This window comes from Kaistia adipata DSM 17808 (assembly GCF_000423225.1).
GTDB lineage: Bacteria > Pseudomonadota > Alphaproteobacteria > Rhizobiales > Kaistiaceae > Kaistia > Kaistia adipata.
The window spans coordinates 501,860-527,183 of record NZ_KE383992.1 but is presented as its reverse complement, the minus strand read 5'-3'; the positions used below and the strand labels follow the sequence as shown (position 1 = coordinate 527,183).

Annotated in this window: 22 protein-coding genes and 2 pseudogenes; 17 read left to right on the top strand and 7 right to left on the bottom strand. The window is 64.7% G+C overall.

The window, feature by feature from the left end; genetic code table 11:
* Positions 1-100: 100 nt before the first annotated feature.
* From G539_RS0122710 to G539_RS25910, 3 genes are all read left to right on the top strand, one after another.
* Positions 101-1,000, top strand: a complete 900-nt coding sequence (locus G539_RS0122710; RefSeq protein ID WP_051231944.1) for a cation diffusion facilitator family transporter — start codon at positions 101-103, stop codon at positions 998-1,000.
* A gap of 111 nt (positions 1,001-1,111) precedes the next feature.
* Positions 1,112-1,714: a nucleotide exchange factor GrpE gene (grpE, locus tag G539_RS0122705; protein ID WP_029077242.1), complete on the top strand. Its 603-nt coding sequence runs from the start codon at positions 1,112-1,114 to the stop codon at positions 1,712-1,714.
* A 13-nt stretch (positions 1,715-1,727) separates the two neighbouring features.
* Positions 1,728-2,417, top strand: coding sequence for a trimeric intracellular cation channel family protein (locus G539_RS25910; RefSeq protein ID WP_245576950.1), 690 nt, complete (start codon positions 1,728-1,730; stop codon positions 2,415-2,417).
* Positions 2,418-2,438: 21 nt separating this feature from the next.
* Here the strand turns inward: G539_RS25910 and olsB are convergent, their stop codons facing one another.
* Positions 2,439-3,401, bottom strand: a complete 963-nt coding sequence (gene olsB / locus G539_RS0122695) for a l-ornithine N(alpha)-acyltransferase (protein WP_425402376.1) — start codon at positions 3,399-3,401, stop codon at positions 2,439-2,441.
* A gap of 272 nt (positions 3,402-3,673) precedes the next feature.
* Positions 3,674-4,990: pseudogene (locus G539_RS25905) on the bottom strand (YifB family Mg chelatase-like AAA ATPase); the annotation flags it as partial.
* 168 nt (positions 4,991-5,158) lie between these two features.
* Between G539_RS25905 and G539_RS25900 the strand changes: the two are divergent.
* From G539_RS25900 to G539_RS0122635, 10 genes are all read left to right on the top strand, one after another.
* Positions 5,159-6,412, top strand: a complete 1,254-nt coding sequence (locus G539_RS25900) for a tyrosine-type recombinase/integrase (protein WP_035832452.1) — start codon at positions 5,159-5,161, stop codon at positions 6,410-6,412.
* 49 nt (positions 6,413-6,461) lie between these two features.
* Positions 6,462-7,073 (top strand): DUF3800 domain-containing protein, encoded by a 612-nt coding sequence (locus G539_RS0122680; protein ID WP_029077240.1) that lies wholly within the window; start codon positions 6,462-6,464, stop codon positions 7,071-7,073.
* Between the two features lie 718 nt (positions 7,074-7,791).
* Complete coding sequence (locus G539_RS0122670; protein WP_156912099.1) at positions 7,792-8,403, top strand: hypothetical protein; 612 nt, start codon at positions 7,792-7,794, stop codon at positions 8,401-8,403.
* Complete coding sequence (locus G539_RS0122665) at positions 8,396-9,937, top strand: DNA primase family protein (RefSeq protein WP_051231940.1); 1,542 nt, start codon at positions 8,396-8,398, stop codon at positions 9,935-9,937. Before G539_RS0122670 ends, G539_RS0122665 begins: the two co-directional genes overlap by 8 nt.
* Before the next feature lie 375 nt (positions 9,938-10,312).
* On the top strand, positions 10,313-11,125 hold the full coding sequence (locus G539_RS25895; RefSeq protein WP_084640195.1) for a terminase small subunit: 813 nt from the start codon (positions 10,313-10,315) through the stop codon (positions 11,123-11,125).
* 9 nt (positions 11,126-11,134) lie between these two features.
* Positions 11,135-11,707 (top strand): hypothetical protein, encoded by a 573-nt coding sequence (locus tag G539_RS0122655; protein WP_029077236.1) that lies wholly within the window; start codon positions 11,135-11,137, stop codon positions 11,705-11,707.
* Positions 11,700-12,083 (top strand): hypothetical protein, encoded by a 384-nt coding sequence (locus tag G539_RS0122650; protein WP_035832292.1) that lies wholly within the window; start codon positions 11,700-11,702, stop codon positions 12,081-12,083. The genes G539_RS0122655 and G539_RS0122650 overlap by 8 nt, the downstream gene beginning before the upstream one ends.
* An 8-nt stretch (positions 12,084-12,091) precedes the next feature.
* On the top strand, positions 12,092-14,779 hold the full coding sequence (locus G539_RS26450; RefSeq protein ID WP_156912098.1) for a phage tail tip lysozyme: 2,688 nt from the start codon (positions 12,092-12,094) through the stop codon (positions 14,777-14,779).
* Complete coding sequence (locus G539_RS0122640; RefSeq protein ID WP_029077233.1) at positions 14,766-18,530, top strand: hypothetical protein; 3,765 nt, start codon at positions 14,766-14,768, stop codon at positions 18,528-18,530. Before G539_RS26450 ends, G539_RS0122640 begins: the two co-directional genes overlap by 14 nt.
* Positions 18,527-18,841 (top strand): hypothetical protein, encoded by a 315-nt coding sequence (locus G539_RS0122635; protein ID WP_029077232.1) that lies wholly within the window; start codon positions 18,527-18,529, stop codon positions 18,839-18,841. Before G539_RS0122640 ends, G539_RS0122635 begins: the two co-directional genes overlap by 4 nt.
* A 57-nt stretch (positions 18,842-18,898) precedes the next feature.
* Here the strand turns inward: G539_RS0122635 and G539_RS26865 are convergent, their stop codons facing one another.
* Entirely contained in the window at positions 18,899-19,180 is a 282-nt protein-coding gene (locus G539_RS26865) for a hypothetical protein (RefSeq protein WP_245576949.1), read from the bottom strand.
* A 75-nt stretch (positions 19,181-19,255) separates the two neighbouring features.
* On the opposite strand from G539_RS26865, the gene G539_RS27460 reads away from it, so the two are divergent.
* From G539_RS27460 to G539_RS25880, 3 genes are all read left to right on the top strand, one after another.
* The gene (locus G539_RS27460) at positions 19,256-19,477 is read left to right on the top strand and encodes a hypothetical protein (RefSeq protein WP_156912097.1); all 222 of its coding nucleotides are present in this window, start codon (positions 19,256-19,258) and stop codon (positions 19,475-19,477) included.
* Between the two features lie 49 nt (positions 19,478-19,526).
* Positions 19,527-19,796: a pyocin activator PrtN family protein gene (locus G539_RS25885; RefSeq protein WP_035832290.1), complete on the top strand. Its 270-nt coding sequence runs from the start codon at positions 19,527-19,529 to the stop codon at positions 19,794-19,796.
* 646 nt (positions 19,797-20,442) lie between these two features.
* Positions 20,443-21,135, top strand: coding sequence for a Fic family protein (locus tag G539_RS25880; RefSeq protein WP_342665084.1), 693 nt, complete (start codon positions 20,443-20,445; stop codon positions 21,133-21,135).
* 84 nt (positions 21,136-21,219) lie between these two features.
* On the opposite strand, the pseudogene G539_RS26860 reads toward G539_RS25880, so the two are convergent.
* The 4 genes and pseudogenes from G539_RS26860 to rsmI form a co-directional block, all read right to left on the bottom strand.
* Positions 21,220-21,462, bottom strand: a pseudogene (locus tag G539_RS26860) (magnesium chelatase domain-containing protein); the annotation flags it as partial.
* Positions 21,463-21,578: 116 nt separating this feature from the next.
* The gene (gene gshB, locus G539_RS0122595) at positions 21,579-22,520 is read right to left on the bottom strand and encodes a glutathione synthase (RefSeq protein ID WP_029077226.1); all 942 of its coding nucleotides are present in this window, start codon (positions 22,518-22,520) and stop codon (positions 21,579-21,581) included.
* 64 nt (positions 22,521-22,584) lie between these two features.
* Positions 22,585-22,986 carry a YraN family protein gene (locus G539_RS0122590; protein ID WP_245576948.1) on the bottom strand — a complete coding sequence of 134 codons (402 nt, stop codon included), beginning with the start codon at positions 22,984-22,986 and terminating at the stop codon, positions 22,585-22,587.
* On the bottom strand, positions 22,940-23,908 hold the full coding sequence (gene rsmI / locus G539_RS25875; protein WP_035832287.1) for a 16S rRNA (cytidine(1402)-2'-O)-methyltransferase: 969 nt from the start codon (positions 23,906-23,908) through the stop codon (positions 22,940-22,942). The genes G539_RS0122590 and rsmI overlap by 47 nt, the downstream gene beginning before the upstream one ends.
* A gap of 125 nt (positions 23,909-24,033) precedes the next feature.
* Here rsmI and G539_RS25870 point away from each other — a divergent pair, with 125 nt between their 5' ends.
* A complete protein-coding gene (locus G539_RS25870) occupies positions 24,034-25,245 on the top strand; it encodes a penicillin-binding protein activator (protein ID WP_245576947.1) in 1,212 nt (403 codons plus the stop codon).
* Positions 25,246-25,324 lie beyond the last annotated feature (79 nt).

Here is a 25,324-nt window from a genome sequence, read left to right as displayed (position 1 = left end):
CATAGTGGATTGCCACTCGTTCGCAGTTGCGAAGATAGCCGTTGAAGCCGCCTCCGGGCGGTGTTAAGGCGCGCCCTCTGCTGCAATTCCGAGGACGATCATGCCGAAATGGAACGACAGGATAACGCTTGTCGCGCTCAGCTCGATCGTCATCGCGCTGGTCGTGATGGCGCTGAAATATGTCGCCTATCTGCAGACGGGCAGCGTCGCGCTCTACTCGGACGCGCTGGAGAGCATCGTAAATCTGGCGACGGCCGTGGTGGCGTTCTGGGCGATCCGCCTCAGCCACAAGCCGGCCGATAGCGACCACCAGTTCGGCCACCACAAGGCCGAGTATTTCGCCGCCGTGCTCGAGGGCGTGCTGATTGTCGTCGCGGCGCTGCTGATCTTGCGCCAGGCCTGGCTCAGCTACGCGACGCCGACCCCGCTCGAGAACACGACCGTCGGCCTGACGATCAACCTGATCGCCACCCTCATCAACGGCCTGTGGGCGCTCTATCTGTTCCGCTTCGGCCGCCGCCGCCGCTCGCCGGCCTTCATCGCCGAAGCCTGGCACCTGACCAGCGACGTCATCAGCTCGGTCGGCGTCTTCTTCGGCCTCGTCCTCGTCGCGCTGACCGGCTGGCTCGTGCTCGATCCGCTGCTCGCCGTGATCGTCGCGGTCAACATCCTGTGGTCGGGCTGGCGCGTCATCCGCGATTCCGTCGGCGGCCTGATGGACCATGCGGTGTCGGCCGACGTCGAGGGCGAGATCCGCTCGATCATCTCGGCCGAGGCGACGGGCGCGATCGAGGTGCACGACCTTCGCACCCGCAATGCCGGCCGCGCCGTCTTCATCGAGTTCCACCTGGTGGTTCCCGGCTCGATGACGGTCGCCGCCGGCCACGTCATCTGCGACCGCATCGAGGCGGCGCTGACGAAGGCGATCGAGGGCTGCGAGGTGCTGATCCACATCGAGCCCGAGGCCGAGGCGCAGCATCACGGCGTCATCGTGCTCTAGCAGCAGGCGAGGCCGCGGGGCGACGGCATGCGGGCAGAGCTTGATTTTCTGCCCCAAACTCATGATATCGGGCCTAACCCATTGGTTCTGATCAAAAGCGAGAGTTTCGCCATGTCCGACGATACCCAGTCCGTGCCCAACCCCGAGCCGGCCGCCGAGGCGGCGTCGGCTGCGGCGGAGGCCGACGTCGCCGCGGCGCGCATCGCGGCCCTGGAGGCGGAAGCCGCCGAACTGAAGGATCGTGTCCTGCGCACGGTCGCCGAGATGGAAAACCTGCGCCGCCGTACCGAGCGCGAGGTCGCCGAGGCCCGGCAATACGGCATCGCCGCCTTCGCGCGCGACATGCTGACCGCCGGCGACAACCTGGCCCGCGCCATTTCCGCCGTGCCGGAGGAAGAGCGCGCCGGCAATGCCGCGCTCACCGCGTTGATCGACGGCGTCGAGATGACCGAGCGCGACCTGCTGAATTCGCTCGAGCGCCACGGCGTCCGCAAGCTCGAGCCGCTCGGCCAGAAGTTCGATCCGCATCTGCACCAGGCCGTCTTCGAGATCCCGACCGAGGAACAGCCCGCCGGCACGGTGATGCAGGTGATGCAGTCCGGTTACGTGATCGGCGATCGGGTGCTGCGCCCGGCCATGGTCGGCGTCGCCAAGGGCCCCGCAAAGCCCAGGGAGCCGAAGCCGGCCGTCGACGACGCCCAGCGTTCGAGTTGAGGCAAGCGAGGCCGTGGACAATGCTTTGCTCTACGGCCTCGATCTTCTCGGTGTTCTCGTCTTCGCGCTGACCGGCGCGCTCGCCGCCTCGCGGCGGCAACTCGACATTGTCGGCTTCGCCTTTCTGGCGGCCGTCACCGGCGTCGGCGGCGGTACGGTGCGGGATGTCATCCTCGGCGCCACGCCGGTCTTCTGGATCGTCCAGCCCGCCTATGTCGCGGTCTGCGTGGCGACGGCGGTGGCGACCTACTTCCTCGCGCCCTTCGTCGAATATCGCTACCGCCTGCTGCTCTGGGCCGACGCGATCGGCATCTCCGGCTATTGCGTTCTCGGCGCGTCGCGCGCGCTCGCCGTCGACGCCAGCCCGTTCGCGGCCGTGGCGATGGGCGTCGTCACGGCGACGGTCGGCGGCATCATCCGCGACATCATCGCCGGCGAGCCCTCCGTGCTGCTGCGCAAGGAAGTCTATGTCACGGCGACGGTGGCGGGCGCCGGCCTGTTCGTCGCGGCGACGGAGTTGGGCATGCCGTTCTGGCCGGCGGCGCTGCTCGGCGCCCTTTCGGCCTTCTTCGTCCGGGCCGGCGCGCTCGCCTACGGCTGGACATTGCCGAGCTATCGCTCGCGGCCGGGCCGTGATTTTCCCGCCCGCGAGAGCTTCTTTCGCCGGAACGACCATGAGAGCGGACCGCCGCCGCTCGTCTGAGCGACGGGGAAACCGGCCGCGTCAGGTGGCGTAGCGCGTCGCGTCGACGCCGTAATGGTTCACATAGCGCTCGCTGATGGCGCTGACCGGCAGAACGATCAGCACGTCCGTTGTGCCGAACTGGCGGTCGATCACGGCGCCGTCGCCGACATAGGCGCCGAGGCGGAGATAACCCTTGACCAGTGGCGGCAGCAGCTTGAGCGCCGCCTTGGCGTCGACCGCCTCGGCCGGCAGCTGGTCCATGGCGACATGGCGCCCGGCGATCGCGCTGACCGACCACTCCTCCGGCGCGCGGGCGTTGTGGTGCAGGAAGGCGAGCGGCAGGGCGAGCGCGTCCGGATCGGTGCCGGTGAGCGAGGCGCAGCCGACCATGACGTCGATGCCGTGGCTGCGGACATAGCTCCAGATGCCGTGCCAGAGCAGCTCCACCGTGCGCTTGGTGCGGTAGGGCGGCAGCACGCAGGAGCGGCCGAGCTCGAGGAAGTTGAGCCGGTCGTGCCGCGCGGTGAGCGCGCCGATGTTGAATTCGCTCGCCGTGTAGAAGCCGGAATGCCGTTCGGCTACGGCCTGGCGCAGCAGGCGATAGGTGCCGACGATCTTCGGCGCGCCGGCGGCGGTCCGCGTGTCGTGGTCGATGACGAGAAGGTGGTCGCAGATCTTGTCGAAGCCGTCGCGGTCGCGGCGCGACAATTGCGTTTGCATGTCGGGGATGGCCGACATCTCCTCGTAGAACACCTTGTAGCGCAGCTTCTGCGCCTGCTTGATCTCGCGCGGGGTCGCAGCGAGACGGACTTCCAGCGCGCCGATCCTTCCGAGCGGTTCAGTCGAGACGGGGGCAGGGCGAGGCGGCTTGGGCATTGCAAGCCTTATACCGCCGAAAACGCGCTGCGATAGGGTGAGCGGCGCCTCGAGCGCCGGGGAGACATGCCCGATCTGACCGGATGTTGCCGCATGGGCACGTTTAGGCATCGCTCGCTCCAGCATTCCCGTCATCCGGGTCTCTTCGATCCTCTGCGAGGACTGAAGCACAGCTCTCCGACAGTTTGGTGACGAAGGGTCCGGCGCCGCCTTGCGCGGGACGGCGAAGCGGCACGCTCGTCGGCCGGCCAGAGCGGAAAACGGCATCGGCGCCCGGGTGATTCGCTCCGGCTCGATCCTTCGCCATTCCGGGTCCGCTTTCCGCGAACCGGCATCGGCGTCACATGAAATGTTCCAGGCGCGACGTCACGCGAGCCGGCATCCGCGCTCGCGCGAACTCAGGCCGCCGCCAGCACGCGCTCGCCGCCGATGCGGTATCCGATCGCCTCGGCGAGATGCGCGCGCCCGACCTCCTCCGAACCGGCGAGATCGGCGATCGTCCGCGCCACCTTCAGCACCCGGTGATAGCCCCGCGCGGAAAGCTTCAGCGCCGCCGCCGCGTCCTGCAGCAGGCGGAGGCCGGCGGCGTCCGGCGCCGCGACCTGCTCGATCAGCGCGGCGCCGCAATGGGCGTTGATGCCGACCGCGCCGGTCGAGATCCGCTCATAGCGTTCGGCCTGGATGGCGCGGGCCACCGCCACGCGGGCGGCGACGGCGGCGCTCGCTTCCGAGGCCGACGCGCCGATCAGGTCGGCTGCGGTGACGGCGGGAATCTCGATCCGCATGTCGATCCGGTCCAGGAACGGCCCGGAGAGGCGGGCCTGGTAGTCCGCGGCGCAGCGGGGTCCGCGCGCGCAGCTCTGGCCCGGCTCGCCGGCCATGCCGCACCGGCACGGGTTCATCGCGGCGACGAGCTGGAAACGGGCGGGATAGCTGACGCGGTGGTTGGCGCGCGCGATCACCACTTCGCCGGCCTCGAGCGGCTGGCGGAGGGAATCGAGCACCTGCGGCGTGAATTCCGGCAGTTCGTCGAGGAACAGCACGCCGTGATGGGCGAGCGAGGCTTCGCCCGGCCGGGCGCGCAGCCCGCCGCCGACCATGGCGGCCATCGAGGCGGAATGATGCGGCGCGCGGAATGGCCTGCGGTCGGTCAGCTTGCCGCCCGAGAGCTCGCCGCCGATCGAGGCGATCATCGAGACCTCGAGCAGTTCCCTCGGCATCAGCGGCGGCAGGATCGAGGGCAGGCGGCTCGCCAGCATCGATTTGCCCGCGCCGGGCGGGCCGGCCATCAGCAGATTGTGGCCGCCGGCGGCGGCGATCTCGAGCGCGCGGCGCCCGCTCTCCTGGCCCCTGACATCGGCGAGGTCGGCTAGCGATCCGGCGTCCTGGCGTAGCGCCGGCTCGGGCCTCGTCAGCACCTGCGTACCCTTGAAGTGATTGGCGATGGCGATCAGGCTGCGCGGCGCGAGGATCTCCATCCCGCCGCCGGCCCAGGCCGCCTCCGGGCCGCAGGCGGCGGGGCAGATCAGGCCGCGTCCCATCGCATTGGCGCCGATCGCCGCCGGCAGCACGCCGGCCACAGCCGCGATCGTGCCGTCGAGCGAAAGTTCCCCCAGCACCACGAAGTCCCGCAGCATCTCGCCCGGCACGACGCCGAGCCCGGCCATCAGGCCGAGCGCGATCGGCAGGTCGTAGTGGCTGCCTTCCTTCGGCAGGCAGAAGTTGATTTCCTGACGCTACCCAAACTGACCTGAGTTGAATTAACGGCTGGTTTCTGCCGGATTTATGCCGAGTTAGGATGGACCGAGACTACCGGTGATGGGCCTTGTTTCCGATTTCGTGGTGAGCGTATTGTGAGCTACTCACGTCGCGGGCGAGAAATGATGACAAAACTCACCGGAAAACTCACCAAAGCCATCGTGGACCGGGCGGAACCGCGCGACAAGCAGTTCACGATCTGGTGCTCAGATCTCAAAGGCTTCGGCGTTTATGTGCACCCGACGGGCCGCCGGACATACTTTGTTGATTATCGCTCAGGCGATGGCAGCCGTCGGCGCATGACTATCGGCGCGCATGGCGCCATCACTACGGAACAAGCGCGAAAGCTCGCGATCGAGACCATGGGCGGCGTGGTGCTCCAGAAGGAGGATCCGCTTCTTGAGCGCAAGACGCGCCGCAAGTCGTTGACGGTTGCAGAGCTCTGCGACCAGTACATGGAGGCGGCAGAGAAGGGACTGATCCTCGGCCGGCGTGGCAATCCAAAGAAGCGCTCGACGATCGAGATCGACCGCGGCCGGATCGCCCGTCACATCAAACCTCTCCTCGGCTCCAAGCTGGTGATGGACCTGCAACGGGCGGACATCGTGAAATTCGTTCACGATGTTGCGGCCGGCAAGACGGCGATCAAGAACCGTTCCGGGAAGAATGGTGCGCGCGTCGAGGTGAAGGGTGGAGTAGGGACCGCGGCCCGCACAACAGGCTTCCTGGGCGGTATCCTGACATATGCGGCCGATCTGGGCCTGATTGCGTCGAATCCAGTTCAGGGCGTCAAGCTGCCGGCAGACAAGAAGCGTGAGCGCCGCCTGACGGCCGACGAGTACCGACGCCTGCGGGAGGCGCTCACCGGCGAGGAAGGTCAGTACGACACGCCGCAGGCGATTACAGGGGCTTGGCTGCTCGCGCTGACCGGGTGTCGGCTAGGCGAGATCGAAAATCTGAAATGGTCTGAAGTCGACGAGGCGGGCGGCTGCTTCCGTCTCAGGGACAGCAAGTCAGGCGCATCGGTACGGCCGGTTGGGCAACCGGCATTTGAGGTGCTGCGGCGCGCTCTGCGTGTGCCTGGCAATCCCTACGTTCTGCCGGGGCTTCGGAAGTCAGGCGCCTATCGTGGACTGGCCGGCGCATGGGTTCGGCTGATGGCACGAGCGGAAATCGAGGGCGTCACCCCGCACACTATGCGCCACTCATTTGCTTCGGTGGCCGGGGATCTCGGATATGCCGATAGCACAATTGGCGCCATGATCGGTCACGTCGGTGGATCAGTCACGAGCCTGTACGTGCATCGGCTCGACGCCGTGCTTGTCGCCGCGGCTGACAGCGTTTCGAGAGACATCCATCGGCAAATGATGCAACGCTAGAGGGCAAGAAAGCTCTTGAGTTCAACTTTGCGTGTGGCGATGATGCCACATGCTGGTATTCATCGATGAGTCGGGCGACCCTGGCTTCAAATTGCTGAAGGGGTCATCGCCAACTTTTGTCGTGTGCCTGGTCGCTTTTCGTGACCTGGAACAATCTGTGTTGACTGGTCAGAGTATCAGGCAGCTGGCGCAGGAATTGAAAGTATTCCCTGAATTCAAGTTCAGTGACAGTCGTGACTACGTACGAGACGCATTCTTCGAGACTGTGACGCGCTTCGATTTCTGCGTCAGGGCTCTGGTAGTTCAGAAAGAGCGCATTTATAGTGAAAAACTTAGAACAGACAAAGAGATGTTCTATAAGTTTTTCGTAAAGTCTATGTTGAAATTTGACGATGGCCTTTTAAAGGGGGCCAGAGTTATTCTGGATGGTTCCGGGGATAGGTCGTTTAGAAACGAGCTTAGCGCCTATTTGCGGAGACACACCGAGAAGGGCGCAATAAAGAAATTCGTCTTTGCAGATTCACGAAGCGACAATCTCGTACAGCTCGCAGATATGTGTACTGGAGCTATTGCGCGATCATTCCGCGAAGACAGATCTGATGCCCAACGATGGCGCAAGATACTGTCGCAAAAGATCGAAGATGTCTGGGATTTTAAGTAGGTTGCGCCCCACCTGCCTATCTTGACGACTGTCAAGCACGCACACCATCCGGTGACAGTTCGGCGAGGCAGGGCGACTTTTCGTGGGGAAAGGTAGCGCTTCTGACGCGGTTGTCAAGCTGCACAGGACCGAGTCCGGTCTTTTGTCAAGTGTCATCTAGATATTGTACCCGTTATGCAGGGTGTCCCTAAGGGGGCTGTGGATATCGGGCGCGTGGCCGAGGGCAGGGCCTGCGACGCTCGCGAAGTGTCGCAAATGGGTTCGCATTTTACGGTCGTTTCGGACTGCCTCGATATTCGGCTGGAGGACGCCACAACCATTCGCGTGATCCTTGTCAGGTCGTGTCCATTAATTGAAAGGCATGACCATGGAACAGCGTCCACTTCGGCTCACTCGCGCCGACGCATCGTCGTATCTCCGTGAGCGTCACGGCATCAGCCGGACTGTAGGCACTCTCGCCAAGCTTGCTGTGATCGGGGGTGGACCGGCTTTCCGGAAGGTCGGTGCTCGCGGCGTGCTCTACGACGTTGCTGAGCTTGATCGATGGGCGGAGAGCATCATTTCCGCGCCGCGGAATTCAACAAGCGCTGCCGCCTAGATCCGATCTTGCCGGGCAAAGAAAACGCCCGGCTTCGTGAGAAACCGGGCGGCGCAGTCAAAATTCAAATGGTGTTGCGACAATAGCAACAAACGCCGCCGAAGCAAACCCGAAAGGGCGATGCCGATGGCCATTAGACCATCCAATACATCAAAGATCTCGAATTTCCCGATCGATGCGTCACTGAAACACATCGGCGAATGGCTGCTGGATCGTGAGATCCACATGGGGCCCGGCTATCCCCTCGGGCTCTGGATGATCGATGACAAGCTCGATGCAGATCGCGTGCGCTTGATGTCCGAACTCGATTTGGTGGAGCAGGCGCGCTACCGGGGCGCAATGTGGCACCTGATGCCCTACGGCTTTTTTGTCGAGACGAACGGAAATTTTGTTCTGTTCGATGCTTTCCGCCGGCCGCTGTTGCGCAAGTTTGCCAACGGATCATTCCGCACATTGGAGACAGATGCTCCAGTTCGATATGTGCGCGAGCAAGCTATCTATGGCGACTTGGATGCATCCAACGGCCTGAGGAGTGCAATCCACGCACTCTTGATGGTGGATCTGTACGGGCTCCGCAAAGAAATCGTGCGTCGAGCCAAGATCGGCCGCATGGTCGGGTTGCCAGAGGAGCGGCTTTTCGATCTCTCCCCGTCCGACGCGCCGGCTGTGATGGTCGGGTACGAGGCCCGGTCACCGCAGAGAAACATTGCGGGGGCCTTGGCGAATGTCTGAACTTGACCCGCCGGATTGGTTCGCTGAAATCCCCTTGGCCGGTTCGCCTGATGAGTATGGGCACAGTCAGCGGCCGGAGCCCCGGTCCGGTTTGGCGCTTTCTGCCGAACCGTTGATGCCTGCCGCCGCGGCCGCGCCATTTCTTGACCCGGCTGACCCTATGACGAGCGCCCGCCAAATGGTCGCTGCTCGCTACATGGCTGGCGATCTTGGCACGTTGAAAAATTGGCGCGACGGATTTTACGAGTGGACGCAAACGCACTGGCGCGAGGTCGATCGCGCCGCTGTCGAGGCGGCCGTGTGGCAATATCTCGACCACGCACGACGGTATGACAAGAATGGCGATCCGCTGCCGTTCCAGCCGAACCGGGCGCGCGTTGGTGATGTGTCGGCCGCGCTCGCAGCACAATGTAATCTGCCGGCCTATGTCGAGGCGCCCGCTTGGCTGAGCACGGTCGACATGCCGCACGCGTCGGAACTCACTCCGGTCGCGAATGGTCTTTTGCACCTGGTATCGGGCCGGCTCTACCCGCCGACGCCGTCTTTCTTCAATCTGAACTCAGCCGGCGTGGCGTTCGATCCGGACGCGCCCGAGCCTGCCGAGTGGTTGCGCTTCCTCAACGAGCTTTGGGGCCAGGACGTGCAATCGATCGAAACATTGCAGGATGTGTTCGGGTATCTGCTCTCGCCGGATACCTCGCAGCAGAAAATCCCGTTGATCGTCGGCCCGAAGCGATCGGGAAAGGGCACGATCGCACGCGTGCTGACGGCGCTGCTCGGCCAAGCGAGCGTCGGCGCGCCTACCTTGTCGGGTCTGTCGACGAATTTCGGGATCGAGCCGCTGATCGGAAAGTCGGTGGCGATTGTTGGTGATGCGCGCCTTGGTGGGCGGGCTGATCAGGCTGTCATTGCCGAGCGCCTGCTTCAGATTTCGGGCGAAGACAGTCTGACGATCGATCGGAAGCACCGTGCCGCCTGGACCGGCAAGCTGGGCGTGCGGTTCGTGATCATGTCGAACGAACTCCCCCGCCTGAATGATGCCAGCGGCGCACTGTCGGGCCGGTTCATCGTTATCACGATGGAGAATTCGTTTTTCGGCCGAGAAGATCGCGGGTTGTTGAACAGGTTGCTGCCGGAGCTACCTGGAATTCTCAACTGGTCTCGAGCGGGATATCTCCGGCTGAGCCGTCGTGGCTATTTCCTCCAGCCGGAAAGCGCCAGGGACGCGATTGCCGAGTTGGAGGCGCTGGGATCACCGATCGGAGCATTTCTCAAGCAGCGGTGCACCGTGGAGCCGGGGCTGCAATGTACGCCGGGGCGCCTGTTCGATACCTGGAGGGACTGGAGTGCCGATAATGGACGGAAGGAGCCCGGCACGCTGCAATCCTTCGGCCGTGATCTCCGGGCCGCCGTTCCTGGCTTGCGGATCGTCAATCCACGCGTCGCGGGGAAACAGGTCCGCATGTATGAAGGCATCGATATTGCGAATGATGCGACCTCGGCAGCGCTTCCGATCGACGGCGAGCCATGGTGATGCGCGATGATGCGCGTACCAGAGCACTGCATATTATGCCTGTGAATATTTTTCGACTTACGCGTGCAATGGTTTGGTACGCGCATCACTGCGCATCACTTGCCTGTCAGGCCTGAAATTGACGTCAATCCGGGGCGTCCGCTCTATTTTGCCGGGCCTTCTGCCTTCTCTGACGCCTCTGGCTGGCATCGCGCATTCTGCTGGTTTCCGCCGCTTCCGAGCCATTCCTCGCCCTGGAGGGCTGTTTGCGGCGATGGATCGATGCGCGGACCGCGTGTCGGCGGATGTTGGTTCACCTGCGTTCAAATGTTGGTTCGCCTGGAATAGCGCACGACCATTTCACCCTAGGGTCGCCTTCAAAGAGGACCTGACCCCATGGCGCATCTCACTCCGAAGCAGGCGGCATTCGTTCGTGAATATCTGATCGACCTGAATGCGACCCAGGCGGCGGCGCGCGCGGGCTTCAGCGCTCGGACAGCGAATCAGCAGGGCGCTCGGCTGATGACGAACCCCGACGTTCGGGGTGCGATCGACGTTGCCATGCTCGCGCGTTCTGAGCGGACGGAGATTGACGCTGATTGGGTACTGAAGCGTCTCGTTGATGAAGCTGAGGCGGATCTTGCCGATCTCTATGACAGCAAGACTGGCGCTCTGAAGCCTGTCCACGACTGGCCGCTGATCTGGCGCAAAGGCTTGGTGCAAGGCATCGAAGTCGACGAGCTATTCGAGGGGCGTGGCGAGGGCCGCACTCACGTCGGGCACGTTCGCAAGCTCAAACTCGACAACCGCATCAAGCGTATCGAGCTGATCGGCAAGCACGTCGGCGTGAAGGCGTTCGAGGAGCAGGTCGCGATGCGCGGCCTCGAGGGTCTGGCCGATCGCCTGGAGCGGATACGTCAGATGGATGCTCGAGAATACGTCGAGATCGAGATCGAAGCCGACGAGGCTGAGCCTGAGTATGAGCCGTCCGCGCCAAGGAAGGTTCTCGATCACTCGCCGACCTCGACAGCGTCGCCGCCGGCGACACTTCCAGCGGGTTACCGGCCGATCATGCGGCCGGCTCCAGCAGCCGCGCCGAACCGGCCGCCACAGCTGCCGCCGGTCGTGCTCCCCGATCGGCCCATTACTTCAGCGTACCAGAGCCAGTCCTCCGCGACGGCAGTCGACTACGACCCTCTTTCGGATTGAGGAACTCCCATGACAGCGATCACCACTGCCGACATCACAGCTCAGATTGCCGCCATCGACGGCATTCTCGCGGATATCGAGATTGAGGCCTCGCGCCTGTCGTATGCCGCCGTGAGCGGAGATGCGGCCGCCGTCCAACTCCTGGCCGAGAGCAACGCCCGGGCGGCCCAACTCACCGTCGATCGCGGCGTACTGGTCCGCGCGATGGTCACCGCAAAGGAGATCGAGGAAAAGGCACGCCTCGATCAGGAGGAGGCTACCCGCCTCGGCCACCTCACCGATGCGAGGGCTGCTGCAATTCAGCTTCTCAGGATTTCTGAGCGCGCCGACGCGCTGACGAAGAACTGCGCCGATGTCGTAACTGAACTGAACGAGGCGGAGGAGCGCGTTCGGCACAGTTTTCGACTTGCCGGCGAACCCCTCAACATTGGTCGCGTCGGCCGGGATGGGATCTCGGAGAGCCTAGTGCGCAATCTGAACAATTGCCGAGCCCGGGGCGACTTTGCCACCAAGAAGGGTGTCGCGGATATCGTTCGCGGCGCTTGGGGGGAACTGCTGGAAGAGGATAGCGCCGATGAATAGCGGGCGGCGCCCCATTGGCAAATCCTCGCCTGAAACCCTCCGCGAATGCCCTTGCTGCGGCGGCCAGGTCGATGCTCCGACCGTCGACGCCGTGGCCGCCTCCTGCGACCTGCGGCCCCTTGAGGCTCGGATCCTGCACGCTGTGTGGCGCGGCAAGGGGCACCCCGTTGCGACCGGTGAGATTTTCGACGCCATGTATTCGGACGACCCCGACGGCGGGCCGTCACAGGGCAAGATGTACACGGATCTCTGGAAAGCCCTTCGTCTTCTCCAGGGCCGTATCCGGGGCTCCGGTGTTGCGATTGAGCACGCCGGCTTTCATCGAGGCCTCCGGTTGATGCTGGCCCCGAGCACACCCCTTTCTCAAGCTGGCTGAGGTCGATCATGGTCCGAGTTCCTGAGTATCAGCCCGGCGTTGAGATCCGGCCCGAGTTCCAATCGAACCTTGAAGACCGCTCGACGCCTGGTGCGTTCGGCGCCACGATCGGCCGGGGCATGCAGGATGTGGCGCATGGTCTGGGTCAGGTTGGCGACGCCATGGCACAGGCGCAGCAGTTGACCGACGAGACCGTAGCGAGGGACGCCCGCAATCGGTTCATGATCGATGCCGACGAGGCGATGTATGGCCAGAACGGCTACGCCCAGCAGGCCGGCAAGGCTGCTATAGACGGATTTCCGGACATCGAACGGCGGCTTGAGCAGATCCGGCGCGATCATCAGTCGAAGCTCTCGCCGGCCCAGCAGGCGATTTTCAAGCGCGCCGTCGACGTCGACGAGCTTCAGCGGAAACGGACGGCGATCACGCATCGCGGCAACGAGACCCGGAAATTCGTCGTCCAGACGCATGAGGCCGGCGCCGAGACCTTTCTGAATGAGGCCGTCCGGTCTCGCCGGGATGCTAAGCAGTCGGCGCACTATCTGGCGGCGGCGCGCGCTGAGGTCGACAACCTCGGCCAGCTTGCCGGCCTGCCTTCGGATGCGATCAAGCTGAAGCAGGAAGCAGTTTCGGACGACTACTATTCCCGCGTCGCCCTCGATATGGCGAACGACGACCCGATCGCGGCGGTCGAATACGCGCAAAAGAGCCTGGCCAGCATGTCGCCCGACGCTGCCAATAAGCTCCTGGCCTCGCTCGCCAAGCCACTCGCGACCGCGGCCGGCAGGGATGCCATCGTGGCGCGCCCGTCGCGCGTCTCGGCTGATGTTTCTGCGCGCCAGAAGCAGGCCATGGCATACTTCATGCGCGAGGGGCTGACGAAGGAACAGGCCAGCGGCATCGTCGGCAACCTGATGGGTGAGAGCAATCTCAACCCTGTCGTGAGGCCAGGTGACAACGGGACCGCCTTTGGCATTGCGCAGTGGCGTGGCGAGCGTTTCTCCAAGCTGAAGCGCCATGCGGCGGCGCAGGGCAAGGATTGGCAGGACTTCGAAACTCAGCTGAGCTTCGTGCTTGCCGAGCTGAAGGGCGATGAGGCCGCCGCATATCGCGCTCTGTTGGGCGCCAAAACCGTCGACGAGGCGACGGCTGCGTTCGTCGGCTATGAGCGGCCCCAGGGTTGGACTGCTGCCAACCCGCGCGGCGGTCACAACTATCGCGGCCGGCTCAACCACGCGATGCGGGCGGCCGGAATGGATGTCGCGGCGGGCGACGCGCTGCCGACGGGCGACGGCGGCGCCGTATTCTCCGAGCGCACCGAGCGGGTCATTGCAGGCCTCCCTCATTACATGGGCGATCAGGTTCGCCAGATCGCGGCCGGCGACGTCAAGGAGTATGAGACTGCGGCGGCTGCGGCCTTCAAAACGGCTCAGACGCAGGCCGTCAACAGCTACAAGCTGCGGATCGAGACGACGGACCAGTCGCTTACCGTCCCCGAAATTCTCGCTGATCCGATCCTCGACGACGGCGACCGGGCGACGCTGATCAGCCGCTACGACGAGAAATTCAAAGGGCTGCGTGAGGCGCAGGCCAATGTCGCTCTGTTCAATGCCGGGAACTTCCACGTCGATCCTTTTACCAGCGATGGCCGAAAGTCGGTCGACGGCGTTTGGGACAGGTTTGCGGTCACGGCTGCGGAGGCGGGCGACCCTCAGCGCGCAATCTCCGTCCTGCCGAACCTGGTTGAGCAGACGGGCGTCATCCCCAGCCCCGTATTCAACGCCTTGCGCGGTGCTGTCACCGGCAACAGCGTTCCGGCGCTGGTCGAGGGCCTGCAACTCGCCGCGTCCTTGTCGGCCGCCGATGCGACCGCATTCGGCAAGCGGGACGGCGGCTCCGCGATCGCTGACGCGCTGACGAGCTACCGCCATTTCACGAACCTGCTCGGCATGACGCCGGAACAGGCAGCACAGCGCATGATCGACGCCCGCGACCCTGAGAAGGCGAGGGCACGCGCGGCTCTCATGGACAGCAAGCCGATCGTCGATTTCGTGAAATCGCAGGCGGTCGAGGGCAATGTTCGCGACATCTTCGACCCTGGCATTTTCGGATCGGATCCGAAGCTCGGCGAGACGCCGGCACAGTCGGCCGCGATGACGGCGGATTACCGCTCCATGCTGGAGGAAAGCCTGTTCGACGCCGCCGGCGACCAGGATCTCGCCAAGACGCTGGCCGCTGATCGCTTCCGGCGCCGCTATGGCACGTCAGATTTCAGCATCTCCGGCCCCAAGGTCATCACGCGCCTGCCGCCTGAGGTCACCTATCCTGCCGGCAAAGACGGGACGCACGCCTATGTCGGCGAGCAGGTCAAAGCGGCCCTGGCCGAGGCGGGCGTCGCTGCCGATGCCGTCTATCTTCTGGCCGACGATCAGACGGAGCGGGATTTCAACGCCGGCAAACCGGCTCGGTATCGCGTCTTCTACGAAAAGGGCGGCGTGACCGAGCAGTATCGGCTTCCGTTCTATGCCGTGCCGCCGTCTGCCGGTGAGGTTTCGGCCGCGCGCAGGGCGCTGTCCGAGGCCCGCCGCAACGAAAACCGCGATCTGCTCGAAGCCAGTCGCGACCGCGAGGGAACGCTCAATCGCTCCCTGGACGGAAACCCGCTGACAGGAGGGCTGGAAAATGCCGTTCGATGACACGCTTGCCGCGCCAGCGCCCGGCCTTCGGCTGGCCCAGCCGCCGGCGCGCGCCCCATCCATCCTGGAAACCGCCGGCGCGGCATTCCGGTCCGAAAACCTGATCGGCTCTATCGCGAGCTCTGAGCGGCTCCGGCACGTTCTCGACGGCAACTTTCATGACATCGATCGCGCCTACAACGTGTTCGATGATGTCGCCGGCTATGAGGATCACCTCGACGCATTCGAGAACGTCTTCAATCCCCGCCAGGCGGCGGCGCTCAAAGCCGATATCGACCGCGAAACGAAGGACCGGCAGACATTGGCCGCCTCGGGTTGGACGGGTTTCGGCATGACTGCCGGTGCCTCCGTCCTTGATCCCACGATCCTGCTGCCGGGCGGTGCCCTGGTGAAGTCGGGGCGGGCCGGCTATGCGGTCGGTCGCAGCGCGCTGAGCGTGGGTGTCGCCGCTGGCGTCGGCACCGCCGTGCAGGAAGCCGGCTTGCAGGCCAGCCAGGAGACCCGCACGGCCGGCGAGAGCGTGATCAACATCGGCGGGTCCGTCCTGCTCGGCGGTCTGCTTGGCGCAGGCGCGAGCCGTATCATGAACGGTGTCCAGCATCGCGCGGCCTCCAATGCCCTGAAGGCGGCCGAGCATCCGGAATTCGACGCGGCCACCGATGTGATCCACAAGGAACTGGCCGAGATGGGGGGCGCGCTTCGCAGCGCCGGTGCTGCCGCGGCGCCCGTCGACACGCTCGACGATTTCGGGGTCGCGGGCGCGGCGGCGTCGAAAGTCGCCAGGGCAACGGCACAACTCAACCCGCTGCTCCGCACCATCAACAGCCCCTCGACGCAGGCCCGAAAAGTTGCGTCCCAGATGATGGAAACGCCGGTCTACCTGAAGCAGAACCTTTCCGGCGAGGGCGACACGGCAGCTGAAACGGCCATGCACGAGTATACGCGCGGCGCCGTGGTAAAGGCGCTGGAGGCTCAGCAGAAGGCCTACCTTGCCGCCCGCAAGGCCGGCAATGTGATGACAAAGGCAGAATTTCGCGAGGCCGTCGGCCGGGCGATGCGGCGCGGCGACAAGAGCGATGTTCCCGGCGTGACCGAGGCCGCGCAGGCCTGGCGCACCAGCGTGATCGAGCCGCTGAAGCAGCGAGCGATCGCGGCCGGTATGCTGCCGCCGGACGTGAGCGTATCGACTGCCGAGAGCTATCTCACCCGCATGTGGAACCGCCCGGCGATCGAGGCGAACGAGGGTGAGTTTCGGGCGGTCGTTCGCAACTGGCTTTCTGGATCTCTGGATGATGCCATGCGTGCGGATAGCCAGAGGATCGACCGCCGCGCCAAGAAGCTGATGCGGGAGAAAGGCGATATCGAACTCGGCATTCTCCGCCGCGACGAGGCCATGCGCCGGCGGCTCGATGGTGGTGAGATCTCGCTCGACGATATCGACGAGGACCAGGTGATTTCGCTGGTCAGGCGCTTCACTGCCGGTGAGCGCCCTATGGCGCCAGAGAGCCTGAGCGTGTGGCTGAAGCGCCAGCGCGGCGGCATCTTCGATGCGAACGGCGATCTCGCGGCGGTGTTTCCAGAGGCGCGGTCGATCCCCGGCTTGTTGCGGAAGTCCCGAAAGGGCACCTCCAACCCGGTCGGCGGGGAGGGGCTCGACGATGTCGTGCTGCGCGCCTGGCAGGAAGGCTTTCTGAACGATGCCGGCACTGTGCCGCATGGTGCTGGTCGCGACGGCGGGCGGCCGAGCGTGCAGGATTTCCTTGATGCGCTGGCCACCGATCTGCGCGGCAGTCGGGTTGTGCGCCATGCTGACATCGAGGCGGCGCGGGTGGCGGATGACTTCGATCGGATGCTCGCGGCGTTGGATCGGATGGGTGTCGATTTCGCGCGGCCGATGTTCGGCACCTCGGACGATCTGAGGAACATCGCCAGCACGATCAATCGGGTTCTGAGCGATCTGGATCGGGAGAAGATCGGTAAGCTCGACGCCTCGCTTGCGGACGATCAGGCTCGCGGACGGTTCGATTTCCTCAATGATGCCGATCGCGACGCCTATATCGACGAGATCACCGACGACATCTTCGCCAATGTGACGGGACGTGGGGTCGATGGTGACATGCCTGCCGGTCTCGTCGTGACGAAGCGCGGGCCGCTGAAAGAGCGCGTGTTCAACATTCCCGACGAACTCGTCGAGCGATATCTCGACCACGATATCGAGATGATCGGACGGCGCTATGCGCGGATCATGTCGGCCGACGTCGAGCTGACCGAGCGTTTCGGGGACCCGACCATGAAAGGCCCGATTGAGGCGATCCGGGCCGAATACATCAGCCTCCGCCAGGCGGTCGAGGCCGATCAAGCGATGCCGGGCGCCGACAAGCTCAAGCGGCTGAAGTCGCTGAACAAGCGCGAGAAATCCGATATCCGCGATCTGGAGGCAGTCCGCGATATGCTTCGTGGGGTGTACAGACCCGAGGTGCAGAATACCTCATGGGCGCGCACGCTGAATGCTGCCGGGCAGTTCAACTATCTCCGGAGTCTCGGCGGCGTTCTGATTTCGTCGCTCTCCGACGCGGTGCGCCCGGCGATGGTACATGGCCTGACGGCATACATGCGTGATGGGCTCGTTCCGCTGATCCGGAACATGAAGGCCGTGAAGATGAGCCGGGAGGAGGCCAAGCTTGCCGGCGCGATCTCCGAAAAGCTGCTCGCGTCCCGGCTGGCGACGCTAGCGGAGATCACCGACCCGTATGCGATGAACTCGCCGTTCGAGCGGTTCCTCGAGAACGCGTCGACGGGTTTCACGCGGATGACAGGGCTGCTGCACTGGAACGATTTCCAGAAGGGCATTGCCTCGACGATGACCCAAAACCGCATCCTCGCGAATGTAGAGAAGGCGGCGGCCGATGGGTTCGATGCTCTGCCGGCCAAAGAGCAGGCCTATATGGGCTTTCTCGGCATCGGACAGGGCAGGGCCGAATATATCGGGCGGCTGTTCCAGCAGCATGGGGACACGCTGGACGGCGTGCGCGTGGCGAATACCGAGGCATGGGGCGAGGATGTCGCCGCGGCTAGCCTGCGCCGCGCATACCGTGCTGCGGTGAACAAGGATGTCGACAGCATCATCGTCACCAAGGGCGTCGGCGATACGCCGCTGTTCATGGGAACGCCTGTCGGGCGCGCGCTGCTGCAATTCCGAAGCTTCGCCATCGCCTCGAACCAACGGGTGCTGTTGCGCGGGCTGCAAGAGGACACCACTCGGATGGTCGGTGGCGTGGTCGGCATGGCGACGATCGGCGCTTTCATCTACGCGCTCAAGCAGATCGAGAGTGGACGCGAGATCTCCGACAACCCCGGCACCTGGATTGCGGAGGGCCTGGACCGCTCCGGCATTTTCTCGATGGGCTTCGAGGTCAACAATGCGCTCGAAAAGATCGGCGCCCCCGGCCTCTACACGGGCGCCGCAGCGTTGTTCCCAGACGCAAGTCAGCGCGCGCCGGCCAGCCGCTATGCCGCCCGCTCGAAAGTCGGATCTTTCCTCGGGCCGTCGTTCGAGACCGCCACCGATACCGTTGGTCTGCTGGCGCTCGGCTTCGAAAACATGCGGCGCGCGGCGACCGGTCAGGAGGCGGCAATCGGCGAGGGTGACGTTTCGGCCTTGCGGCGCATGACACCCTTCGCCTCGCTTCCGTACTGGCGCTGGCTGATCGACGGCATGGTAGTTCCTGAGCTGAAAGAGGCAACGAAATGAAGGTGACGCTGAGCGAGACCATGATGCAGGAAGGCCGGCAGTGGTTCGAGCTGACCCTGACCCTTCCGGATGGGCCGGAGCGGTTTCAAGCCGCTCTCACCCAGGCGGCGCAGGCGCATATCACGGACGTGCCGTCGATCGCCCGATGCCTGTCGCTCGCGCATGCGGCGATATCTGTTTCAGGCACTGAAGACCGGTGGGCGTCGTGGTATCGCGACATGAGCCAGCGGCTGATGCAGCGTGCCATAGAAGCGATGTCGCTGCTGGATGCGATGCCGGCGAGTTCGCCCTCGTCTGCCGGGCTGAACTAGCGCTGTTCCTCGTGGGTGTCGGCCGGATCCGGTGGATTTCTGCCGGCAACGCGAGCATCATTCATCGGGCGGAGCGCTCAGGTTTGCCTCGCGCTCGCGACGCTCAAGTTCAGCCTCTACCGCTTGGCGGATGAACTTGGCGCGGTGCTTCGGCTCCTTCGGGCTCGCTATATCCTGTGGCCCGACAAGGGCGTCGATACGTTCCAGCACACTGCTGGGAAAGCGCACGAGTGTCGGGGTCATGTTCAGCGGAGGTCGTCCCATACCGACTCTATAAACGATGTCGCTTATTCCTTCAATCCGCGTGAAACAGATATAAGCGATATCGTTAATTGACACATAAGCGATATCGTTTATAAATCCTTGTCAGCTGCCGATGTTCGGCGCCCACAGAACATTGATGAGGGAATAGTGATGGCTCTTGCACAACCAAACGTCGCCGCGGCAGCGCAGTCTGATGCAATCGACGCGATCGATCGGCTGGATGCCGGTATGGATCTGCTCCTGACGGCTCAGATCGCGCTTCTTGCGGACGGCTGGGTTGACGAGGAGGTGATCGAGGCGGTGCGCAACACAATTGGCAGAGGGCTCGATCATCTTCGTGCCGCGAGGTCGGTGTTGCATAGTCCGAATTGATGGGCTCGCCGGCTGAGTTTCGCCGGCTCGGTCAAAATCGGAGTAGACCATGAACACCGCATTCCTGCTCATGGCGCAGTACAACGCCGCCGCCATAATCCCGATCGAACTGGTCTGCCGCGACTATTTCAGCCACCTGACACCGGTCGAGTTCGCCCGCAAGGCAGGTGCCGGTCAGATCGACATACCGATCACGCGGATCGAGAACGGGAACCGGAAGGCCGCTCGCGGCATCCACCTTCAGGATCTCGCGAACTGGATCGATGCGCGGCGCGAGGCGGCGCAGAAGGAGTGCGACCAGCTGCAGGGGAGGCGGTAGGGCATCCCCACCTTGAGCGGCGCCAACCGCCACAGTACACTTCGACCGCGCGTGTTCGTGGCCCCCGCGCTCACTGCTGCCTGACCTTCAATGGTACGCGCAGAAATAGGGGCCACCTCGCTATCGTGACGGCGCGAGTTTCCGGCCGATGACACGTGAAGCCATTCTTCGGACGCTTGTCTATGTGGGCCTAATCGCCGTCTCGACCCTGCTCTGGTGGGGCATCGTGCAGTTGTGGCTCATGGCGGGCTCGCTGCCGGCGCCGATGTTGCCATAGTGGGTGCGTGTTTAGGATAGCGGCTTGAATAAGCGCCTGCTCGTTCATACCAGCCTTGCAACTTTTGGGACTGCACGCGAATTGTGGCGTGTGATACCCGGTGCGGTTTGTTGACGCCTTTCGCTTGGCGATTCAAACTCGTTAAGAAGCTCAACATAAAATCAAAAAGCAGATTCGTTCGGGTGAGGTGAGAAATGACAAGCCATCTACAGGCGCTGGTTGAGGCGGCGAAAAGGGTCACTACGACCCCCGAACACCGGGAGCAACAGCGGCGTAGCTTCGCCTACGGGAACACGCATTTCGAGAATGCTCAAATCACTCGCGAGATGATTGATCAGCAGGCCGAGAAGTTGATGAGGCAGAAGGCCAATGAGCGAAAGTGAGATGTTCTCTGGGCAGCGCCATAGCCGGGCTGCCGAGGCAGAGCTCCTTCTCGATCCCATCAAAAAGGCAGAAGCTGAAGCGCGAAATGGGCTTCGGCAGTACGATTTGGCCATTCGCATGGCACAGGAAGCAATAGACCGCGGCCAATTCAAACTGCGTGTTTCGGTGGTGCTATCTCTCCAGCGCGAGGCTCTCGAAGGCCTCAGCTCGTATGCGGGCAATTTTCGGCCAGCGGGTGTGGAGATTGAGGGAAGCGGACATCGGCCGCCAGAAGCCCATCTCGTAGCGGAGCTTGTTGAGGAGCTCTGCGACTACGTAAATGATAACTGGGCTGATCAAACAGCGCTGCATCTAGCATCGTACGTGATGTGGCGCCTTAACTGGGTCCATCCATTTTCTGATGGAAATGGGCGGACCTCAAGAATTCTATCCTATCTCGTTTTGTGCATCAAAACCGGATTCGTGCTCCCCGGTACGCCGACAATTCCCGACCAGATTGTCGACAACCGCGCCCCCTATTTCGCCGCGCTTGACGCTGCCGATGCAGCATACGCTTCCGGCCAGATTGATGTGAGCGAAATGGAAACCCTGCTTGGGGGCCTGTTGGCGGTCCAGCTCATGAAGTTTTACGAGCAGGCTGGCGGGAGCTTGCCGAACGTCGCGACCCAAACCCAGTAACCAATTCTGGGGAGGCGCGGTGAGTATGTGGTGAGCTCGCCTTTCGTTACCCCTTGAAAATCCAGTCAATCGGCCATTTTTATTGTCGTAATGGCTGCCTTCCTTCGGCAGGTCGGCGGGGGCAAGGTTGACGACGATCCGCTTCGGCGGCAAGGCGAGGCCGGAGGCATGCAGCGCGGCGCGAACCCGCTCGCGGCTCTCGGCGACCGCCTTGTCGGGCAGGCCGACGATGACGATGCCGGGAAAGCCCGGCGCGATCTGCACCTGCACGTCAACGGGCACCGCCTCGATGCCCTGGAACGCCACCGTCGTGACATGCGCGACCATTGCCCGTCACCCCCCGTTGCGGAATGACGTTACGTCAACTTGGGCGGGAAGACAAGAACAAGGCATGAACATCCGCGCCGGACCGGCGCGGGAACCTGTCGGTTCGTCTGGGGGCCTCAGCGCTTCGCTTCGACCGCGTCCCAGATCAGAGAGGCGATGTCGGCGCCGCCGAAGCGCTTCACTTCGCGGATGCCGGTCGGCGAGGTGACGTTGATCTCGGTCAGGTAGTCCCCGATCACGTCGATGCCGACGAACAGGAAGCCGCGCTTCTTCAGCTCCGGCCCGATCGTCTCGCAGATCTCGCGGTCGCGCCGGGTCAGCTCGATCGGTTCCGGGCGGCCGCCGACATGCATGTTGGAGCGGGATTCGCCATCCGCCGGCACGCGGTTGATGGCGCCGACCGCGACGCCGTCGACCAGGATGATGCGCTTGTCGCCGGCGCGCACCGCCGGCAGATAGCGCTGCACGACATAGGGCTCGCCGCGATAGGCGGCGGCGAAGATCTCGAGTAGCGAGGCGAGGTTCTGGTCGCCCTCGGAAAGGCGGAACACGCCGGCGCCGCCATTGCCGAACAGGGGCTTGATGATGATGTCGCCATGCTCCTGGCGGAAGCGGCGGATCTCGTCGGCATCGCGCGAGACTAGCGTCGGCGGCATCAGCTGCGGATATTCGGTGACGAAGATCTTTTCCGGCGCGTTGCGCACTTCAGCGGGATCGTTCACCACCAGCGTCTTCGGATGGATGCGCTCGAGCAGGTGCGTCGTCGTGATGTAGCCCATGTCGAAGGGCGGATCCTGGCGCAGGAACACGACGTCGAGCGTCGGGAGGTCGGTGCGCTCGGGGTCGCCGAGCGAGAAATGGTCACCCGGGACGTCGCGCACGGTGACCGCCTCGATCGCCGCCTCGACGCGGCCGTCGTTCAGCGACAGCCGGTCCGGCGTGTAGTGGTAGAGCTTGTGGCCGCGCCGCTGGCCTTCCAGCATGATGGCAAAGGTGGAATCGCCACGGATGTTGATGTTGGCGATGTGGTCCATCTGGACGGCGACGGAAAGCGACATGGAGGCCCCCAATGCGGAATAGGCCTCTTATGTCGTGTGGCGGGGCCGAATGGCAATGGCGCTGTCAGCGATCGGTTTGAAAAGCGTCGACGATGTGGTGCGGCAGCCGGCCGGGCAGCACCGCGATGACGTCGAAGCGCAGCATCAGTCCGGCCGCCTGCGGGTGGCGGGCGACGAAGCTTTTCGCCGCGCGCAGCAGCCGGTCGCGCGCCGCCGGCGTGATGGCGAGGATGGCGGCATCGCGGGTTCGCCGCGCCTTCACCTCGACGAAGACGAGCGTGCCGCCGCGCCGCATGACGAGGTCGATCTCGCCGAGCGGGCTGCGGAAGCGGCGGGCGACCGTGCGGTAGCCCTTCAGGTTCAGATAGAGGGCGGCGACCGTTTCGGCGAAACGGCCATGGCGTTCGGAGGCGCGGCGGTCAGGCCGCGCCATCGCCGTCGCGATCCGCGTCGGGATCGTCGTCATCGTCGCCGGTGGCTTCCGCCTTGAGGGCCAGCGCCCGCTGGTAGAGCTCGCGCTTCGGCAGCCCGGTCGCGGTGGCGGCGAGCGCCGCCGCCTGCTTCAGCGGATGCTCGACGAGGAGACGCTGCAGCAACGTGTCGACCTCCTCCGCTTCGGGCGCGGACTCCTGTGGCGGGCCGATCAGGATGACGATCTCGCCCTTCGGCGGCGCTTCCGCGCCATAGGCCTCGGCGAGCGAGCCGAGCGTGCCGCGCCGCACCGTCTCGAAGGTCTTGGTCAGCTCGCGAGCCACCACGGCCGGGCGGTCGGGCCCGAGCGTCTCGGCCATGTCGATCAGCGCGTCGAGGGTCCGGTGCGGGGATTCGTAGAAGATCAGCGTCGCGGGGATGGTGCCGAGTTCGGCGAGCCGCTTCCTGCGGCCGACGGTGCGGTTGGGCAGGAAGCCGGCGAACAGGAAGGTGTCGGTCGGCAGCGCCGCCGCGACCAGCGCCGACAGCAGCGCCGAGGCGCCGGGGATCGGCACGACGCGATGGCCCGCCGCCACCATGTCGCCGACGAGGCGGAAGCCGGGATCGGAGACGAGCGGCGTGCCGGCGTCGCTGACCAGCGCCACCACCTTGCCCTCGGCGAGGGCTGCCAGCAGCTTCGGCCGCTGCCGGTCGGCATTGTGCTCGTGATAGGCCAGGAGCTCGGTGTCGATGCCGTAGTGGCGCGTCAGCACGCGGGTGACCCGCGTGTCCTCGCAGGCGATGATGTCGGCGGCGGCGAGCGTCGCCAGCGCCCGGAGCGTGATGTCGCGCAGATTGCCGATCGGCGTCGCCACGACATAGAGCCCGGGCTCCAGCGCCGGCGCGCGCAGGGGCTGGCCGTCGATCAGGTAGCGCGCGCCGCCGCCCTGTGCCGTGGCATTGTCGCCGCCGCTCATAGCCGGGCCGCGCCGTTGTGGAGATGTGACACTCGACCTGAATTCACCGGATCGTCGCTCGTTGCCCTGAATTGCACCATGCCTTTCCAGTACAGTCATCGCACGCGAATGAACAGGAGAAGGCTGTGGGTTGGTTCCGTACCGAAGGGCTTGGCGAACGGGCGCGGGCGTTTGCGCCGATGCTGGCGGCGCTCGGCCTGCTCGCGGCCTGTTCCTCCACCCTCGACAGCGCCGGTGTCGCGCCGGGGACGCCCGGGACTGCGGCGGCGGGCGGCGAGACGCTCGGCAACGGCACGGTGCGCGTCGCGCTGCTGGTGCCGCGTTCGGCGCCGGGCAATGCCGGCGTGATCGCCACCAACCTGAAGAACGCCGCCGATCTGGCGCTGCGCGAATATCAGGGCCAGGCGAACCTGCAGATCCTGGTCAAGGACGACCGCGGCACGCCGGAAGGCGCGCGCGAGGCGGCGTCGGAGGCGATCGCGCAGGGGGCCGAGCTGATCATCGGGCCGCTCTTCGCCCAGTCGGTGGTGGCGGCGGCCTCGGTCGCCCGGCCGGCCGGCGTGCCGGTCGTGGCGTTCTCGACCGATACCTCGGTGGCGGCCCGAAACGTCTACCTCCTGAGCTTCCTGCCGCAATCCGACGTCGATCGCATCATCGGCTACGCCGCCGGGCGCGGAAAGCGCTCGATCGCGGCGCTGCTGCCCGACAATGGCTATGGCACGGTGATGCAGGCGGCGCTGCAGCGCGTCGCGACGACGAGCGGCGCGCGCATCGTCACCATCGAGCGCTATGGCGCCGACCGCACCGCCATGCAGCAGAAGGCCGAGACGGTCGCCAAGCTGGCGCAGAGCGGCCAGGTCGACGCCGTGTTCATGCCGGATGGCGGCGACGCCGCGCCCTTCCTCGGCCAGGTCCTGAGCGCCAACGGCGTCCGGCCCGGCCAGGTGCAGCTGCTCGGCTCCGGCCAGTGGGACGATCCGCGCATCGCCGCCGCGCCGGCGCTGAAGGGGGGCTGGTACCCCGCGCCGGATCGCGCCGGCTTCGCCGCCTTCGCCAATCGCTACCAGGGCGTGTTCGGCGCCGCGCCGGTCCGCACAGCCTCGCTCGGCTATGACGCGACCAGCCTCGCCGCCGGCCTTTCCTCGCGCTTCGGCAAGGATGGCTTCAAGCCGGCGAACCTCGCCAGCCCGAACGGCTTCATCGGCGTCGACGGTGCCTTCCGCTTCCTGCCGGACGGCACCAACCAGCGCCAGCTCGCGGTCTACGAGCTCGGTGGCGGCACGCCCGTCCAGATCGAGCGGGCGCCGCAGACGTTTGCGCGGACGGGAAGTTCGTAGGACCCCCACTCAACCCTCTCCCGCCAGCGGGCGAGGGGGATCGCCCGCGCTGGTCAGTTCCGCTTCAGTCCGATGAAGC